We start from the raw sequence: 18,949 nt of genomic DNA on the forward strand, positions 1-18,949 counted from the left end.
TGATTTATTCATTAAAGTTTTTTAACAAAATCAGCAACCAGTTTTGCTGCAGTTAAATCTTCTAAAGCATGACCAACTGATTTAAAAACAGTAATTTCGTCATTGCTACGTGTCATTGAGAACTCCTGTTTACACAATGAAAATAAATCAGCTTCAATTTGCGATTTACTGATCACCCCTTGTTGCAATGGAATTGCCATGTCACCCGTTTCTCGCAATGCCCCTTCGAAGTTATCAACAAACAAGCGTGCTTTAGTTAAGCAGTCATCATCCATTTCTCGCATATCAGGGCGATAAGAGCCCACCATATCTAAATGTTGTCCGGCAACTAAATGTTTACCAAATACTAATGGCTCTTTACTCAATGTTGCACAAGAAACAATATCCGCTTTCGCAATATACGTTTCAATACTATCAACAGCTTGGCAATCAAGATTTAAATGAGACACCTGTTGGCATATCGCTTGTGCTTTACTTTTATCACGCCCCCAAATATAAACGGTTTTAATTGGCCTTACGCTCGCATGAGCTTCAATTAATTTACTCGACAAAGTGCCTGTACCTATCATCAATAAGGTTTCACTATTCTCACGAGATAAAAATCGAGATGCCAACGCAGATGCCGCGGCGGTTCTGCGCGCAGTTAATGCCGGCGCGTCCATCATGGCAATCATAGCGCCAGTATCAACATCCATAAGTAAATAAGAGCCTTGAATTGACGGTAGTCCTTTACTGCCATTACCAGGGGCAACCGTAACTATTTTAACCCCCGCTACCTCACCTGCTTGCCAAGCAGGCATCATCAATAATGTCGTTTCCCGCTCTGCTTTCGGGTTTGCCATATCAAAATGTAATCGAGGCGGCACGGTTATATCACTGGCGAAAGAGTCCTGCAGTGCATTGACAAGTTTTGGAAAAGTAAGGGCTTGGTTAACCGTGTTGGCATTTATCGTCAGCATAGTGCTCTCTTTAATTAGAAAATAACATTTACCGAGACATTATTGCATACTGTATACAAAAAAGTAAAATTCTTCGTAAAGTGTGATCATTGGACACATTTACAAAAATAAATAGATAAAAGTTTGTAATTAATAATTTTCTTATCCTATATTGGAAATATTACATTCATATATGAATTTTTATAATTTCATCAATGATTTGGCCACCTTAAGCAAAGCGACAAATATCGAATAAAGCTAAGTAAATTATGGAATATTGATTACGTTGCTAAATAAGAAGGAACTTATGCCCAATAGTAAATTAAAGTCATGTAAGCCAGACGTAGTACTTATCTACCAAGATCGTGAAACTGTTACTGGCGCAATTAAGCAAATTGCAGATTTAAATTTAAACTTCCAGTCCTTTGCATTTAAAGTTAACAAAGTTAAAGATTTGATTGCTTTAAAACCAAAGGTTCTCCTTCTTTCATCAAACAGTATTGCCAGCACTATTAAGTTTTACGTAGATTTTTTAGAAAAATATAATACTGATATAGCACCGCACTCCTCAGTGTTATTAATCAACAATCGTGAAGCATCACGCGCATACTCCGCCTGTGAAAGTGGCTTGTTTGATAATTACGCAGTTATAAACCCACTCAATGAAGTTTATCGATTAAAACTCGTACTTATGCAATCTTTAGAGCTAATAGAAGTTAGAAGCAATGAAAATATTGCGCAATTAGCCGCTCAGGGAGAGGAAGAATTAGCGGAATGTATCAATCATGGTGTAGACCTTAAAAAATCAATTTCTCTGCAACTAACTCACTGTGAAGAATCTATCACAAGTGCTGCCGATCAGAATATTTCAAATACAGCCTCTAAAGAAGCAATAAAACAAGTTGTTGAACACACATTTAACAAATTAAGCAATGATATATCTAATCAAATTCAATCAGTTATTGAACAAATGGTTGATGTAAAGTTTGCACAAAACTTAATATCAACAGAGCTATCACAACAAGAACAAAAATCAACAGTGAATCGAGGAAGAGCAACAGCTACAGAGCCTGTATTGAGTACAATAACAGCTAAAGTTTATAAAATATTGGTTGCAGAGTCGGATGCAAAGCACACCAACGTATTTAAAGATATTTCTGAGGCTGAAGGCTTTTGCTGTAAAATTGCAAGTGGGGGGCAAGATACTTTAATTCAATATGAGGAGTTTAAACCTGATTTAGTTGTTATTGCTTATGACTTACCACAAATAAATGGAATTGAAGTAACTCGAATGCTTCGCGCATGTAATAATAAGGTTCCAATAATTGCTTATAGTCATCATAAAGACAAATCTTTTGTTAAGACTTGGATTCCACTCGGGATAAGTAATTATTTGGTAAAACCTTCAACACCAGAAGTGATTACAGAAGCCATCTATGCTGCAATTAAGCAACCAGTAGATATCCTGTCTCCAAGCACAGATGCAACAAAACAGTCGATAAAGTGGTTGCCAGAATACTCCGTTGGCCACACTTTGTTAGATGGCCAACACAAGATGCTTTTTTCTTTTATCAATGATTTTTTTCATAGCTCAGGAAAGGAATCCGTTGTCATTTTATTTAACAAACTTACTTCATACATTGGACTACATTTCAAAGCAGAAGAAGACGTACTTCGTGAAATTAAATACCCAGCAATAAAGCAACACATTAAGCAACATCAGGCATTAATAAATAAAATTAGGCTAATGGAGAAGAAACTAGAAAACTATAACGAAGATATTCACTTTAAAATTGGTATTTTTTTATATCACTGGCTAACAAAACACATACTAAAAGAGGATATGGATTACAGCAAATACGCTGTTAAAGAGAAGCTAATTGATTTTTGTGAGGCTAAATAAGGTAACGAAATGAATTTATAAAAACTAAGCCACTACAGCTGAAAACTTACTTACGCTAAAACATATTAATCAACACACTTTTGCATATTAAATCTTCATCGCCAAAAAAGTTATTATTTTATTTTTGGCCTTGTCCGATTACCGCTAGTCATTTACATTGCCTAACGTATGATCAAAGAACATTAATTAGTTACGGTAATAATCAAAAATGCTAAGTATTGAGGTTTGTGAGAATGCACGATTAAGCCGTGATGCTCGTTTTGATGGCAAGTTTTTTACTGCGGTACTTACTACAGGAATTTTTTGCCGTCCTATTTGCCCTGCACGGCCGCCTAAACCTGAAAACGTAAGGTATTATGATAGTGCTGAATTGGCACAACAATCAGGATTCCGTCCCTGTAAAAGGTGTTTCCCACAGCTTGCTCCTAACATTCCCTTACCGAGAAAAATAAAGCAAATTACCCATGCTTACTACGAGAATAATTACAGTCTACAAGCCTGTGCAAGCCAGCTTGAGATCAGTGAAAGACAAGTTCGTCGCCTTTTTATGCAATATTATGGTTTATCTCCAAGTGAATTTTTTCATCAACAGCGTTTATTACTTGCACATAAATTACTGGTTTCGACACCATTAACTATCACAAATGTCGCATTTGCTGCTGGTTTCAATAGTATTCGCCGTTTCAACGAAGTGATAATGAAGGCCTACCAATGTACGCCGAGTGAAATCAGAGGCAATAAAACAGTTTCATCTGATAATCAAGTTACCATTTTATTACCTTATAAAGCCCCATTTGATTGGCCCTTAATGCTCAATTTTTTTCGTTCGCGAAAAATGAACAACATTGAAGATATTGGCAGCGAGCATTATTTTCGAACCATCGAACTTGACGATTGCCGTGGTTGGATAAAAGTAACTCATCATCAAAGTAAGAATGCCCTGAACCTAACTGTTAAATTAACTGACTATAGCTATTTGCACCAAATTATTGCTCGTGTACGCCGCATGTTTGATTTAGATGCCGACATGCAGCTTATTCATCAACATTTAAACAAACACCCGATAATGTGCGCCGTAATAGATACATTTCCCGGTCTACGTTTACCCGGCTGTTGGGATATTTTTGAATTTTCCATTAGAGCGATATTAGGACAACAAATTTCAGTCAAAGGAGCGACGACTTTAGCGCAGCGTATCGCAGAAAAATATGGTGAAACAATTAAAAACATTGAACAACCACAGGGTTTTAATACCACAAAGTACTTTCCAAAGGTTTCAGCTTTAATGAATGTTGATTATCAAGATATTGGCCTGACTCGTTCGCGTATTGCCACCTTACAAACTTGGGTAAGCTTTTTTGAACAAAACCAAGCTATTTTTAACAAAGGTTTAACCATTGAAGAGTTGGAAGCGGCATTAACCCAGTTAAAAGGTATCGGCCCTTGGACGGTAAACTACATAGGCATGCGAGGCTTAAGTGATCCTGACGCGTTTCCAAGCGCCGATTTAGGTATTATTAAGGCCCTCACCGTTAATGACATTAAACCAAAAAATAAAGATATATTAGCTTTAGCTGAAAATTGGCGACCTTGGCGTGCATACGCCGCCATTTACTTATGGCAATCATTGCAACTCGACAATGGCAGCAACACAAATAAAATTAAGGATTAATCATTATGTACTATTGCATTTATCAGTCACCATTAGGGGAAATAGCATTAACAGCCAGCGATGAAGGATTAATGGCATTAGCTTTTCAAAGTGGAAAGTCCCCCATTAGTTTTGAAGGACTTATAGAGGATAGCAGCAAGTTCATCAAGGTCACTCAACAATTATCTGAGTACTTTAACGGTGAGCGAAAAAATTTTGATTTGCCGTTAGCACCAAACGGAACAAAATTTCAAAAACAAGTTTGGCAAGCACTCATCGAGATCCCTTGTGGTGAAACCAAAAGCTACGGTTGGATTGCTAGAAGCATTAATAATGATAAAGCAGTTCGCGCTGTCGGCACTGCCAATGGTGCTAATCCAATTGCATTAATTGTCCCTTGCCATCGTGTTATTGGTAGTAATGGCAAGCTCACAGGTTACGCAGGTGGCTTAGCATTAAAAGCAAAATTATTAATGCATGAAGGCGCTCAATTTAAAGTTTAATTGGGCCCATAAGTGAGTAATAGTTTTTTATATTACTTATTTAGTTTCTTCTATCTCCTGTCAGAGAGCATAAATTAAAGTTAATTAACTACAACTTCAGACGTGAAATAACGTAAAAAAGCAACAATTTGACGTATCAGGGCAACATTTACGCTCATAAAATGCTACAACAATAAACAATAAATAATGCGATAACTAACAGGGAACAATCGATGAAGAAATCACTCATTTCCTTAATGCTAACGGCAGCAATGACTACCAATGCATTAGCCTCCATAGATACCGACTTATTGTCAGGAATAAAAGTTAGAAATATTGGTCCTGCAGCAACAAGTGGGCGAATTTCAGATATTGAAGCCGTTGTTTCAAATCCAAATATTATCTACGCGTCAGCGGCATCAGGCGGTGTTTGGAAGTCTGAAAACGCTGGACTAAAGTGGACACCAATATTTGAGCATGAAGAATATGCATCAACAGGGGCAATTGCAATCAACCAAGCCATCCCTGACATTGTTTGGTTAGGCACAGGTGAAGGTAACGTTCGAAACTCTGTCTCAATTGGCGGCGGAATTTATAAATCAATTGATGCTGGTAAAAATTGGCAAAAAATGGGCTTAGCAAATACTGAACATATCAATCGTATCGCGCTTCACCCAACTAACCCTGATATAGCTTATGTTGCCGCACTAGGAACCTTGTGGGCAGGTAATGAAGACCGCGGTATTTATAAAACCATTGATGGTGGAAAAACCTGGCAGAAAATATTATTTGTTGATAACACCACAGGCGCAACCGATATAAAAATGGACCCAACGAACCCTAACAAGCTATATGCATCAATGTGGCAATTTAGACGTTGGCCAGATAAATTTGAATCAGGAGGTCCTGGCTCAGGCTTATTTGTATCACTTGACGGGGGTGAAACTTGGCAAGAAAAAACCTCCGCAGATGGCTTACCTAAAGGTGATTTAGGCCGTATCACTATTGATATTGCAGACAGTCAACCAAACACTGTTTATGCCTTAATTGAAGCAGAAGAAAGTGCATTAATGCGTTCCGACGACGGAGGTAATAGCTGGCGAACGGTTAATAATGAAGTTGGCGTCGCTGATCGACCATTTTACTATTCAGAAATCGAAGTTGACCCTAATAATCCAGATGTTATCTACAACATCGCCACGTTTATTCGTCGCTCAATTGATGGCGGCAAAACTTTCAGCAAGATTGAGAAAGTCGATTGTTGCGCCGCCGGTAACACCATACATATCGATAACCATAGCCTATGGATCAACCCAAAGGATTCAAAACATTTAGTTTTAGGTAACGACGGTGGTGTTGCTATTACGCAAGATAAAGGTGATAGCTGGCGCTTTGTGCAAAATTTAGCTATTTCGCAGTTTTATCATATTCGTGTTGACGACGCGCAGCCATACAATATTTACGGTGGCTTACAAGACAATGGTTCCTGGCGTGGGCCAGCGGAAGTTTGGGACAGCGCTGGCATTCGCAATGTACACTGGCAAGAGATTGGCTTTGGTGACGGTTTTGACGCCATGCCGTTCCCTGATGATGTCACTAAAGGCTATAGTCAATCACAGGGTGGTTATTTAAGTCGCTGGGATATTAATACTGGCGAACAAAACTTGATAATGCCACCACCTCCAACCCCAGAAACCGAATTACGTTTTAACTGGAATGCTGGCCTTGCTCAAGACCCTTTTGATAAAGACACCATTTACTACGGTAGTCAATATGTTCACAAATCAACTGATCGTGGGGAAACATGGCAGGTAATTTCAGCCGATCTTTCAACCAACAACCCTGAATTTCAACGCTATAAAGATTCTGGCGGCTTAACCCCAGATGTTACCGCCGCAGAAAATAACACAGCAATTATTACTATTGCGCCAAGCCCTATTAAAGCAGGTGTTATTTGGGTTGGAACTGATGATGGCCGCATTCATGTTACAAAAGATGCAGGGAAAACTTGGAAAAGTGTTGAAAAAAAAGCCCGTAAAGCGCCAAAAAATGCATTTATTCCTCATATAACGCCATCACTTTATAACGCTGATGAGGCCTTTATTGTTTTTGATGATCATCGCCGCGGAGATATGAAACCTTATATTTTCAAAGCATCGAAATATGGCAGCCGATTTACAAATTTAACCACTAAAAATATCAAAGGTTATGCGCTATCAGTACAACAAGACCATGTTGATGAAAACCTTTTATTCCTAGGAACTGAATTGGGTTTGTATGTATCAACCGACGCTGGTGATTCTTGGTTTAAGTACGACCACAAGGTACCAACTGTTTCAGTTATGGATATGGCAATACAGCAACGAGAGAACGATTTAGTGCTAGGAACTCATGGCCGCTCAATTATCGTGATTGATGATTATAGTGCACTTCGAGGCTTATCTGCTGACTCCTTTAAAGCATCATTTAAATTAATTAACGTTGCCGATGGTCAGCAGTATGTAACTAATAGAGCACCTTCTTCACGCTTTTGGGGTGACGCAGCCTATGTTGGCGAAAATGAGGCCTATGGTGTTACTTTAACATTAATGGCTTCAGGTCAGCACTTAATGCACCCCGATGAAGATAAAGAAAAGCTCCGTTTATTGAATAAAGCCGAACAAGAAAAAACTGAAAAAGCTAAGGCTAGTAAAGGCAAAGAAACTGAAGAAAAAGCAAAGCTCTCAGACAAAGCCCGTATTATTGTAAAAAATAGTGAAGGTGAAGTTGTGCGGACTTTCGTTACTAAAATCAATCAAGGTATCAACCGAATTACTTGGGGTTTAGAATCAGACGGCGCATTAAGTATGCCTGGTGACGAGCCAAAAGAAGACAAAGATATTCTGTCTCCTGGTCCAGAAGTTGTACCTGGTACCTATAGCATTACAGTGAAATTAAACGAGCATGAATTTGAAACATCAGCAAAGGTGTTAAAAGATCCACGTTTTGATGTTTCCAACCAAGATCTAAATGCTAGTTACCAATTGCAGCACCAAGCTGTTGCTATGTACTCAACACTAACTAAGGCAGTGCATGCCCTAGTTGATAGTAAAAAAGACGTCAAGCTGATAAAAGCAATGGCGGATAAAGCAATAGAGAAGTTGCATGCAAAGGAAGACAAAAAATCTAACCCTGCGACACAACTAAGTACCGATGCTGATACTTTACTGAAGAAAATAGCTGAGTTAGATAAAAATTTACGTTCCATCCCTAAAACCAATGGTATTGTTGATGAAAGCTATAAAGTTAGCTCAAAAATATTTACCGCTTGGGGCTACGTTGGTAGTCGTTACGGTAAACCGTCACCAACTGCAGAACTATATTTAGCACAAGGTAAAGCGGCACTAAACAAAGGAGTTACAGAGGTAAATAACTTTCTCGCCGAAGATATCGCCAAGTTTAAGCAGCAATACCAACAATCTGGTCTAGGGTTACTCAGCAGTAGCAAGCCAATTTCCTTAAATTAAAACTTAGAAAAAACGAATAAAAAAGGAAGCATAAGTGCTTCCTTTTTTATCTACCCTATTACTTTAAGCAAGGTTATAGGTAACATTATCGAAAAGACATTTCTCTAAAAAATAATATTATTACCTATAAAGGTCTTTCTCATTGATCTACAACCCATAACACTTGTTTCTTTTCGCCATTACGTAAAAAAGTAAACACTAATTTTTCACCTTTTTCATACCGAGAGAAGCGTTGTTGCAATTTAATCACTGATGCAATGTCAGTCAAACGTCGACCAGAAATTTCTAATAAAATATCTCCGCCTAACAGTAATGGCTTTTCACCTATCATGACATTCAACTCACCGCCTTTAAAACCCAATTTAGCCGCTAATGTTCCGGGAATAACCTGCTGAATAAGCATGCCATGTCCGTACGGGTTATTCAGCGCCCTTGCTTCCATTTCAGTTAAAATATGTGGAACAAAACCAGCAAAAACAGCAGGCTTTGTAGCAATAATTTCATGAATAGAATCAACAGAAATTGCAAAGCCTAAACCATTACTATCACCCGTTTGCGATAAAATATGGCTAACAATGCCAATAATTTCACCGCTAGTATTAAACATTGGGCCACCAGAGTTACCTTGATTAATTGCTGCGTCGGTTTGAATAAAACGCGGAATAATATTAGTGCCAGGAATAACTTCTCGATCACGAATGCCGCTTAAATAACCGACGGAAAGACTATGACTAACGCCGTATGGCGCCCCAATAGCAATAACTTGCTCTCCTACTTCATAATTGCTTGATTTTGCAAGCGATAAGGGCTTTATATGACTAGGTAACTCAGCTACTTGAATCATGGCTAAATCAAGTATCGAATTGATCCATACTAAATGACCGGACGTTGTTGTGCCATCAGCAAAAATAACCTTAATATTAGTTGCTCTATCAACAACATGTGCGGCAGTTAGTATTCTGCCTCTGTCACTAATAACAGCTCCGGATCCTAAAGAATTTTCAGTACTAAGCTCATACTGAACTTGGTTTGGCATCGGCTGTGCGATTGATTCTACATGCAACTCCACCACACTATTATTAACTTGTTTAAATAATTTCTGCACCGAATTATCGGCAAAGCCTGACAATGAAATAAAGCTTAAGCACAAACATGAATACAAAAGAAAAAATCGACAACGCATAAAAGTTATTCCTTAACCTTATTAGTATTATTGGAGATGATAATGCCAGTGTAACCACTGAAAAAATAAATGATAGCCTTTAGACGTTATTGAAAAATAATTTGGGCAAATTATAAATACTGCTATGATGGCGTAGTTATTTATTGAAGTGGTTTAAATGTAGTTTTGGAATTTATTGTAGTTATCGCCGTTGTATTCTTAATTTGGTTAATTTGGCAACTTATGCGTGCTAAACATTTCACTAAATTTAGGCATAAAATATCACAAGAACTAAAGCCTAAAGTAATAACCAGTATTGTTGAAGAGATGGCAGAAACTCGCTCAGAGGAACTACCAAACAATTCAGCCCATGAAGCAGCAACGATAGCCTATTGGACGGTTTCAACAGGTAGAATTTTACAAGCAGCGTTATTGCGAGAAATAATCACCGAACAGTGGTTAAAAGAAACGGGAAATTTAAGAAATAGCCAACACTTATTTCACATTGAACGCGATAAGTTGCACCGATAGCAATATCAACTGGCGAATACAGTAATATTTGATTCAAATACATTGGATAAGTGATAGATACAAAAAAAGAGAGCTTAAAGCTCTCTTTTTCGTTTAAATCTATAGCTTTAGGCTAATTTTTCAAACTGCAAATCCCAAACACCATGGCCTAAATTCTGACCACGATTTTCAAATTTAGTTAACGGGCGAGAATCTGGACGAGGTACATAATCACCATTTTCTGATAAGTTTTTATAACCTGGTGAAGATGTCATATCTTCAAGCATACATTCTGCGTAATTTTCCCAATCAGTAGCCATATGAAATACACCACCAACTTTAAGTTTTTGTCGGATAGCTTCAACAAAACTTGCCTGCACTATTCTACGTTTATGGTGTTTCTTTTTATGCCAAGGATCAGGGAAAAATAGCTGCACGGTAGTAAGGCATTCAGCAGGAATGCAGTCAGCTAAAATTTCAATGGCATCATGTTCATAAACCTTTAAGTTACTAACACCCTCTTCTTGAGCTAACGCAATACATGCACCAACACCAGGGCGATGAACTTCAACACCAATAAAGTTTAGCTCAGGTGCATTCTTTGCCATTTCAACTAATGACTTACCCATACCAAAGCCAATTTCAAGCACGACCGGGTTGTTATTGCCAAACAAGGTAACAGGATCAATCATGCCGTCTTTATGGTTCAAGCCCATAATATCCCAAAACTCTTCAAGCGCTTTTGCTTGACCATTGGTTAATCGACCTTCGCGTTTTACAAAACTACGCACTTTGCGGATATATTTACCTTCTTGCTCAGCTTGCTCGATGGTTTTATGGGTTCTTTCAGTCATAATGCTATAAATTACTTTATTGAGTTTGTGTCTTTAAAATTTAGTCGCGCATTATCCTTGTTCCCTGCTTAAAAATCAATCATAAACAGGGTAAGTAGCGCAGTGGTTAGTTTAGTACCTATCTAAATAAACTACTCAGCCCACCATACATCATACAATGCACTAACAGTTACAGATGTAGCACCATTATCAGTCAACCATTTTTCAACTAATTGACGATGTTCTTCTGTACATTTACCTATTTTTTGAGTGCAAACTAAGCCGTGCCACAAGGTATCACCTTCACCACCAAAACCTAAACCGTTTGGATCAATGACTTCATCAAAAAACTTTGTCAAAAAAGCATCTATTGCATCGCTGTCAGTGTCGTCTGCTAGTTGCCAAGCGATATCAAATCCTAACTCTTGGTATTCATCAACACGCAACTTTTTACGTAAACGGTTGCTACGGTTCTTTGCATCTACTTTCATGTTTAATTCCTCAAGGCTATTTAAAATTTAGCTCTTTATAATAACTAATATTAACTCTGGGCGAGAGCATAGTGGCAATAGAAATTTTTGCAATGAAAATATTAGCTTTATTCGCTACACTGTCGCCGCTATGACAAATAAAACAACAATATCAGCCAAATCAGCCCAAGTATTCTCAAATCAAGTATTAACATGGTTTGATTTACAGGGTAGAAAACACTTGCCTTGGCAGCAAGACAAAACCCCATACCGTGTTTGGATATCAGAAATAATGTTACAACAAACCCAGGTTGCCACGGTTATTCCTTATTACCAAAGGTTCATGGAAAGTTTCCCAACCGTTACTGATCTCGCCAACGCAGACGAAGATACTGTGCTGCATCATTGGACTGGCTTAGGTTATTACGCTCGTGCGAGGAACTTACATAAATCGGCAAAAATTATACGTGACCAATATCAAGGTAATTTCCCAGACGACATTGAACAAGTTATCGCCTTGCCAGGTATTGGCCGATCAACTGCTGGAGCGGTGTTGAGCTTGTCATTAAACAAACATCATGCAATTCTTGATGGCAATGTTAAACGAGTACTCGCCCGCTGCTACATGGTGCAAGGGCACGCTGGCCAAGCCATTTATGAAAAAACCTTGTGGCCTATTACTGAAACACTTACCCCTGAAAAAGGTGTCGCTAACTTCAACCAAGCTATGATGGACATAGGTGCGATGGTATGTACGCGTTCTAAACCTAATTGTGAAATTTGCCCAGTAAATACTGGCTGTTTAGCTTTCGCAAGTGAAGAGCAAGCTAATTACCCACAAAAAAAGCCGAAAAAAGCGATCCCTGAAAAGCACACTATTATGGTGATCCCTCGTGTTAATCAGCAAGTATTAATGGAAAAACGCCCACCAACAGGAATTTGGGGCGGCTTATGGTGCTTTTTAGAAATATCTGATCATGAGCAACTCTCAAATTTACTTGAAAAGTTAAACCTTAAACCTAAAACGAATATCGCCTTAGATAAGTTTCGCCACACATTTAGCCATTTTCATTTAGATATAGAGCCAATAATTGTCGATTGCGATAAATTACCAGCAAAAGAAATCAGCGAAAATAATACATTGCAGTGGTATAATTTAGCCACGAAAGCATCAGTTGGGCTTGCCGCCTCAACGAAAAAACTGATCACACAATTACAACAATTACCCGTTTAAACAAACTAAACGTTTAATTTTTATCAGCACAAAGAGAATTAATTATGAGTCGTACTGTTTTTTGTCAAAACTTACAAAAAGAAGCCGAAGGCTTAGGTTTCCAACTTTACCCAGGTGAAGTAGGTAAAAGAATTTTTGATAACATATCAAAAGAAGCATTTGGTAATTGGCAGAAGAAACAAACCATGCTTATCAACGAAAATAAAATGAATATGATGAACCCTGACGATCGTGCTTTTTTAGAAGCCGCTATGGTTGCTTATTTATTTGACGGAAAAGAACCTGAAATTGAAGGATATACGCCGGAGAGTAAATAGGTGGCACTTGCCATCAACTGGAAAATATTCGCCACTATTTTTGTTTCTGTGTTTATTGCTGAATTGGGCGATAAAACTCAATTGGCAGCAATGTTATTTGCCGCTGATAAAGATGTCAGCAAGTGGTTAGTTTTTATGGCCGCTTCAGCCGCATTAATTGTTGCTACAGCTGTAGGAGTGCTAGTTGGTAGTTTTTTATCCGCTTATATCGATGAAAAACTACTGTCTTATATCGCTGGTACTGGCTTTATTATCATAGGTGTTTACACACTCTATACTGCCTAAGATATTTTAGTCTGCATTTAAAATGCAAAAAAACACAATTATTGTTTCATAAAAGAACAATACGTAGAAAAAAGCGACAAACAAACATTTATTTAAAAAAAAGGGTTGACGCGATAAACGAAAAACAGTTTAATACGCCCCGTCTTCAAGGCACGGCCAAGAAGACAATGTACAGGACAATCAATTAGGTTGTTATTGTGCCTCGATAGCTCAGTCGGTAGAGCAGAGGATTGAAAATCCTCGTGTCCCTGGTTCGATTCCGGGTCGAGGCACCATCTTAGAGTTACAACTACCGTTTGTAATTCGGTGCCAAGATAAATTTACTTTTATAGTAAAATTTATCGCACACAGTTTTGTGTGCCGACTTAGCTCAGTTGGTAGAGCAACTGACTTGTAATCAGTAGGTCGCCAGTTCGACTCCGGCAGTCGGCACCATTTATCAGATAAGCCCAGCATCAGCTGGGTTTTTTTGTATCTATTTCCAAGGCAGTGCTTGGTTGAATTCTATAACTGATTTCACTTACGCCAATAAAACCAACTCCCGCAGCTATTCTGCACTCTATTAATATATAACGCTCCTGTACAACTTAATTTGGCTTAGCAAACCTACGTCTCCAACCTATTACCTAAAGTAAACAACTCTATGTAGCAAATTTAATTTAAATCACGTAACTTAGTTAATACCAATAAAATTTCAAAAATAAAAAGGATTGATTTTGCGTCATATTTTTTTCATCTGTTTACTAAAGCTTTTTGTTTTTGCCCCGTATGCAAACTCTTCAGAGTTATCAAACTCAATTTTATCAATGCGCGATAGAGCTGGGTTTATTGACCACATAACAAAAACTCGTATAGAACAATTACTGCCTCGGCTAATGAGTAAACATAACATCGATATGTGGATCATCATTAGCCGAGAATACAATGAAGATCCTGTAATTAAAACTTTATTACCCGCAACTTGGATATCGGCACGCCGAACCACCATATTGGTTTTTGCTAGAAAAGAAGATCAAAGCATTGGTGCTTACGCAATAGCGCCATATAAGGTTGGTGATGTATTTGAAAAAGCTTGGAATAAATCGAACCAACCTAATCAATGGTTAGCACTTAACGATTTAATTAAAAAACATAAACCTAATAAGATAGGTATCAACCAATCAACGCATTGGGCTCACGCCGATGGACTTGTTGCAACGGACAAAGAAAACTTACTTGCACATTTGCCAGACGATTATAAAACAAAACTTGTATCGGCTGAGCCATTAGCCATTGGCTGGTTAGAGCAGAGAATTCCAGAAGAAATCGCGGTTTATAAAGATATAGTTAAAATTGCTCACGATATAATTGCAGAAGGCTTTTCAAATAAAGTCATTACACCAAAGCAGACAACTACCGATGACGTTGTCTGGTGGTTTAGGGAAAGAGTACGTGAGCTAAAACTGCAAACTTGGTTTCATCCTAGCGTATCAATACAGCGTAGCGATTCCGTAGCCTTTGATCATGAATCTAGCTTTACCAACGGTAACGATCTAAAAGTTATTTTACCGGGCGACTTGTTACACGTAGATTTTGGCATTACTTATTTACGCCTTAATACCGACACTCAACAACATGCTTATGTGCTAAAAGCAAATGAAAAACAAGCACCAAAATTTTTACAAAAAGCATTAATATCAGGTAATAAACTTCAAGATATTTTTACAGGACAGTTTTCAGCTGGGTTAACAGGTAATGAGGTCTTGAAACGCTCTCGAGAAGAGGCAATTTCAAAAGGATTAAAACCAACTATTTATACCCACCCTCTTGGTTACCATGGGCATGCTGCAGGTACAACACTTGGCATGTGGGATTCGCAAGGAGGCGTAACTGGTTCAGGGGATTATCCGCTACATTTAAATACCGCATATTCCATTGAACTGAACAATGCCGTTTATATTGAACCGTGGAAGAAAGAGATCAGAATAATGTTAGAAGAAGATGCGATATTTGATCAATCAGGGGTTTGGTACCTTAATGGTAGGCAAACCAAGCTATTACTAATTCCTACTGATAAATAGTTTCTAATAACAAAGCCTCGGCATCTGCGTTGAGGCTTATTTGACATATTTTCAGTAAGCTAAGCAATCGGAACTTAATTAAAAGAGCTTTAAACCCAAATACTTCAACAGTATTTGCTAAGTTTTTATCAATAATCAGTAACCCCACATTATTTACCTAGGTTAAAATTGCAACGTCACTAAAAGTCTTTATTCAGTAACTAACGAGTGAGAAAAACTCACCTGTAGGGTGAATTTATATCGTTTGTTGTCGATGGTTGTAGCACTTAAAATTATCTTGTTTTTGAATCTCCCCCGATTCCTTAAAACACTGAATATTGTTAATTTGTTTCATTTCAGGACATCTGTTGATGTCCTTTTTTCTTGCTTCAGTTTTTATCAATATCATTTTAGTGCAGTATCACTAAATCAGTGCAAGACAATCATTCTTATCATTATCACTTTCACATTAACACCAATATAATCAATGACTTAATATTTTGGCGTAGCTATTGCAATTTAGTAGCTGTCGTCATTACTTATTAAAAATACATGCCTATTCAAACACCTATTCGTGGCTTACGCTCTTTTTGCGTTGCCGCAAAATGTTTAAGCTTTAAACATGCCGCAAGCCAATTATTTTTAACGCCCTCAGCCATCAGTCACCAAATAAAACAATTGGAAGCTCAGCTGGCTATTACGCTATTCAAAAGAGGCACTCGCTCAATAGAGCTGACCAGTGCCGGTAAGCAATTTTATCAATCGATACAACCCATCATTCACGATTTAGAGGCAACGGTCACTGAATTTACTAACAAGCAACAAAATCAAACTCTTGTGATAAATTTGCCGGAGTTTTTCGCCAGCGAGTTATTCATTCCAAGGTTGAGTACTTGGTCTGAAAAAAATCCCGATATCAACTTACAGCTAGAAACGTTAAAAGCTGGTAGTGATTCATCACAAACTGCTGACTTGTCAATCGTACTCGCCAATGGCAAGCCCAACGCAAAAATTGTTCACGACTTATTTCCGATACGCTACGCACCAGCTTGTAATAAAAAACTTTATAAAAAACTGAAAAATATCGGGTTTACTGCTTTGAAAAATACACCGCTTATTCTGCATAGTTCAAGGCCATGGTCTTGGCACCAATGGGCCGACAACCTCAACATAAACGATTTTGACCCTAAACAAATTATACAGTTTGACAGTATGTTTGGCGTGGCAAGGGCTGCACAACAAGGTATGGGCATCGCCCTTGTACCCTTACCTATGAGCAAGGCTTGGTTTAGTGAAGAGTCACTCGTTAAGCTATTTGACCAAGAGCTTATTACCAAGGATAGATACTACTTAATTCAGCATGACAATATTGAAAACAAACCAGAGTTGCTGTTGTTTGCTGATTGGGTAAAACAAACATTTGCCTGTTAATGGCAATAACAAGCAAAAGATACAGGTGAAATTTATTCACTCAACAAGTGCATTTTAATCGTTTGTTTACCTTACTTTATATTTCTATATTAGCTGTGTACCGACGTGGTACACAGCTAATTGGAGTCACAAAATGAGTAAAATCATATTAAAAAATCTATTACTTTCAACCCTAATAGCGAGTAGTTCAATATCAGCCTTTGCCGGCAAGCCAGTTTTTCAAGTAGCCGTAGTAAAAGACGCTATCGCCAGTACAGATATCGTGAAAGGTGATGTTCAGTCAGGTTTAAAAAAATTAACTGCTCGCGCTAAAGCCAACAATTCTTACGATAAGAAAATGGGCTTGTGTGTTGCTTATTTGCAATCGAATAATAGCCAAGCGTCTGAGTCAGCTTGTACTGAAGCGATTAACAGTATTGACGAGTTAGCCTTAACCACTAAAAAGGCGCTCTACCTTAAGTCGTTAAATTATAGTAATCGAGGTGTTTCCCGCTACAAAAATGCTGATTTTGATGGTGCGCTAAGTGACTTTAACACTGCTGTTTCAATTGACAATAATGCCACTACTGAAAACAACTTAGCATTTATTAGACAAATAATGTTCGATATGAAATTAGAAAGCACTGCACAACTGTCAGATTAATAAATATCGTTTTTATAAAGGAATAATACAATGATTCATAACTTTTTTAACGCCATCAGCTCAACGATAAGCTTTATTAGAGATGTCAAACACCTAGATATCAGCCAATGGGATATCGAACAAGAAGACTCCCCTATGAATACTAGAGAAATACGACAGCAAAGGTCGTGAATAATTAATATGAAAAAGTATAAAAAACACCAATAAGTACGGCCGTTTAACCCAATAAAACTTGCTGACAAGCTAGTTTAAGCAGCCGTACTAGGTTTTTATACCTATATATACTACTTGTCATCTGTTGATATTTTTTCACCAAATGAGAGTACTCGATCCCCATCATCAACAATATTATAAGTACAAACTCATTAGCCTTCTTTGCTCCGCATGATTAAAAGTTTATAGGAACTATATAACCATTTATTTAACTTGGTGATATCTCTAATCGAACTTGTATCGATAATATAATTATTCATCGACAAAATAAGCTAGGAAAGCCTAGTTAATTGTGCATAATAAGCGCCATATAAGCTTTTATTGCTTCCAAATAAAATATCGATAAGCCAGTGATATGATAAAAGACATCTCCAATCTACAAGCAAAATTACAGGCTTTAGTGTTATCTCAGCAGGGCTTGCATGCTCAGGGCCAAGTTGCTGACTATATACCTGCACTTGCGGAAATTTGTCCTAAGAAAATAGGTGTAAGTATCGCTACTATTGATGGTAATACCATTGGTGCAGGCGACTATAAAATTCCATTTTCTATCCAGAGTATTTCGAAGATTTTTGGTTTAGTTATGGCAATGAATCGCATTGGTGACGACTTATGGCAACGGGTTAATATGGAACCATCTGGCCAGCCATTTAACTCTATAATTCAGTTAGAGTGGGAAAAAGGTATCCCACGTAATCCTGTGATAAATGCAGGTGCGCTTCTGATAGCAGATGTATTAACTAGCCGCTTTTCTTCTAGTAAATTAGCCTTTTTAAGTTTTATGCGAACCCTTGCTAATGATGAAACAATTTATATTGATAAACACGTTTATGAGTCAGAGTTAAATCACGGCAATAGAAATGCAGCTCTTGCCTATTTAATGAAAAGCTTCGGTAACATAGAAGCAGAAATACCAGAACTTTTAAGTCATTACTTTACCCAATGCTCAGTTGCAATGAACTGTGAACAGCTAGCAAATAGCTTACTATTTTTGGCAAATAAAGGTGTCGACCCTAAAACAAAGAAAGTGATCTGCTCAGCGAGAGATGCTCACCGTATTAATGCAATATTATCAACAAGCGGTATGTATGATCAGTCAGGTGAGTTTGCTTTTTCGGTTGGACTACCAGCAAAGAGCGGTGTTGGTGGCGGTGTTATTGCGATAGTGCCAAACTATGGTGTAATTTGTAGTTGGAGCCCGCCATTAAACAAATTTGGTAATTCTGTAATTGGCACAAACCTAGTTTCTAATATTGCACAAGAACTAGGTTTGTCTATTTATCATTAATAAAATACGCTTAATTCTACTAAAATAAAGCACATAGTTTTTAT

The 18,949-nt window shown here is 37.7% G+C and carries 17 protein-coding genes and 2 tRNA genes; 15 read left to right on the top strand and 4 right to left on the bottom strand.

Translation table 11 applies throughout. From position 1 onward, the window contains the following. Nucleotides 1-11: 11 nt before the first annotated feature. Entirely contained in the window at nt 12-959 is a 948-nt protein-coding gene (gene lhpI / locus AC27E9_RS08000; RefSeq protein ID WP_487128970.1) for a bifunctional Delta(1)-pyrroline-2-carboxylate/Delta(1)-piperideine-2-carboxylate reductase, read from the bottom strand. Nucleotides 960-1,245: 286 nt separating this feature from the next. Here lhpI and AC27E9_RS08005 point away from each other — a divergent pair, with 286 nt between their 5' ends. The 4 genes from AC27E9_RS08005 to AC27E9_RS08020 all read left to right on the top strand — a co-directional run bounded on the left by AC27E9_RS08005 (nt 1,246) and on the right by AC27E9_RS08020 (nt 8,480). Then, a complete protein-coding gene (locus AC27E9_RS08005; RefSeq protein WP_487128971.1) occupies nt 1,246-2,841 on the top strand; it encodes a bacteriohemerythrin in 1,596 nt (531 codons plus the stop codon). A 208-nt stretch (nt 2,842-3,049) separates the two neighbouring features. Beyond that, nucleotides 3,050-4,513, top strand: coding sequence for a DNA-3-methyladenine glycosylase 2 family protein (locus tag AC27E9_RS08010; protein WP_487128973.1), 1,464 nt, complete (start codon nt 3,050-3,052; stop codon nt 4,511-4,513). Nucleotides 4,514-4,518: 5 nt separating this feature from the next. Next, nucleotides 4,519-4,995: a methylated-DNA--[protein]-cysteine S-methyltransferase gene (locus AC27E9_RS08015; RefSeq protein ID WP_487128975.1), complete on the top strand. Its 477-nt coding sequence runs from the start codon at nt 4,519-4,521 to the stop codon at nt 4,993-4,995. Nucleotides 4,996-5,207: 212 nt separating this feature from the next. After that, on the top strand, nt 5,208-8,480 hold the full coding sequence (locus AC27E9_RS08020) for a WD40/YVTN/BNR-like repeat-containing protein (RefSeq protein WP_487128977.1): 3,273 nt from the start codon (nt 5,208-5,210) through the stop codon (nt 8,478-8,480). Between the two features lie 139 nt (nt 8,481-8,619). On the opposite strand, the gene AC27E9_RS08025 is transcribed toward AC27E9_RS08020, so the two are convergent. Then, entirely contained in the window at nt 8,620-9,663 is a 1,044-nt protein-coding gene (locus tag AC27E9_RS08025; RefSeq protein ID WP_487128979.1) for a S1C family serine protease, read from the bottom strand. A 165-nt stretch (nt 9,664-9,828) separates the two neighbouring features. Between AC27E9_RS08025 and AC27E9_RS08030 the strand changes: the two genes are divergently transcribed. After that, complete coding sequence (locus AC27E9_RS08030; protein WP_487128981.1) at nt 9,829-10,173, top strand: hypothetical protein; 345 nt, start codon at nt 9,829-9,831, stop codon at nt 10,171-10,173. Between the two features lie 107 nt (nt 10,174-10,280). Here AC27E9_RS08030 and trmB read toward each other — a convergent pair whose 3' ends face one another. Next, nucleotides 10,281-11,006 (bottom strand): tRNA (guanosine(46)-N7)-methyltransferase TrmB, encoded by a 726-nt coding sequence (trmB, locus tag AC27E9_RS08035; RefSeq protein ID WP_487128982.1) that lies wholly within the window; start codon nt 11,004-11,006, stop codon nt 10,281-10,283. Nucleotides 11,007-11,137: 131 nt separating this feature from the next. Continuing rightward, entirely contained in the window at nt 11,138-11,476 is a 339-nt protein-coding gene (locus AC27E9_RS08040; RefSeq protein WP_487128984.1) for a YggL family protein, read from the bottom strand. A 130-nt stretch (nt 11,477-11,606) separates the two neighbouring features. Between AC27E9_RS08040 and mutY the strand changes: the two genes are divergently transcribed. From mutY to glsB, 10 genes are all read left to right on the top strand, one after another. After that, the gene (gene mutY / locus AC27E9_RS08045; protein ID WP_487128986.1) at nt 11,607-12,689 is read left to right on the top strand and encodes an A/G-specific adenine glycosylase; all 1,083 of its coding nucleotides are present in this window, start codon (nt 11,607-11,609) and stop codon (nt 12,687-12,689) included. Between the two features lie 44 nt (nt 12,690-12,733). Next, complete coding sequence (locus AC27E9_RS08050) at nt 12,734-13,006, top strand: oxidative damage protection protein (RefSeq protein ID WP_487128988.1); 273 nt, start codon at nt 12,734-12,736, stop codon at nt 13,004-13,006. After that, nucleotides 13,007-13,291: a TMEM165/GDT1 family protein gene (locus tag AC27E9_RS08055; protein ID WP_487128990.1), complete on the top strand. Its 285-nt coding sequence runs from the start codon at nt 13,007-13,009 to the stop codon at nt 13,289-13,291. A gap of 199 nt (nt 13,292-13,490) precedes the next feature. After that, nucleotides 13,491-13,566, top strand: a tRNA-Phe gene (locus AC27E9_RS08060). Between the two features lie 84 nt (nt 13,567-13,650). Then, nucleotides 13,651-13,726, top strand: a tRNA-Thr gene (locus AC27E9_RS08065). Between the two features lie 281 nt (nt 13,727-14,007). Next, nucleotides 14,008-15,351, top strand: a complete 1,344-nt coding sequence (locus tag AC27E9_RS08070) for a M24 family metallopeptidase (protein WP_487128992.1) — start codon at nt 14,008-14,010, stop codon at nt 15,349-15,351. A 537-nt stretch (nt 15,352-15,888) separates the two neighbouring features. Further along, nucleotides 15,889-16,761, top strand: coding sequence for a LysR substrate-binding domain-containing protein (locus tag AC27E9_RS08075; protein WP_487129193.1), 873 nt, complete (start codon nt 15,889-15,891; stop codon nt 16,759-16,761). 133 nt (nt 16,762-16,894) lie between these two features. Next, nucleotides 16,895-17,404 carry a hypothetical protein gene (locus AC27E9_RS08080; protein WP_487128994.1) on the top strand — a complete coding sequence of 170 codons (510 nt, stop codon included), beginning with the start codon at nt 16,895-16,897 and terminating at the stop codon, nt 17,402-17,404. Between the two features lie 30 nt (nt 17,405-17,434). After that, the gene (locus AC27E9_RS08085) at nt 17,435-17,575 is read left to right on the top strand and encodes a hypothetical protein (protein ID WP_487128996.1); all 141 of its coding nucleotides are present in this window, start codon (nt 17,435-17,437) and stop codon (nt 17,573-17,575) included. Nucleotides 17,576-17,972: 397 nt separating this feature from the next. Then, the gene (glsB, locus tag AC27E9_RS08090) at nt 17,973-18,905 is read left to right on the top strand and encodes a glutaminase B (protein WP_487128998.1); all 933 of its coding nucleotides are present in this window, start codon (nt 17,973-17,975) and stop codon (nt 18,903-18,905) included. The last annotated feature ends 44 nt before the right edge of the window (nt 18,906-18,949 follow it).

This window comes from Colwellia meonggei, from assembly GCF_057537295.1.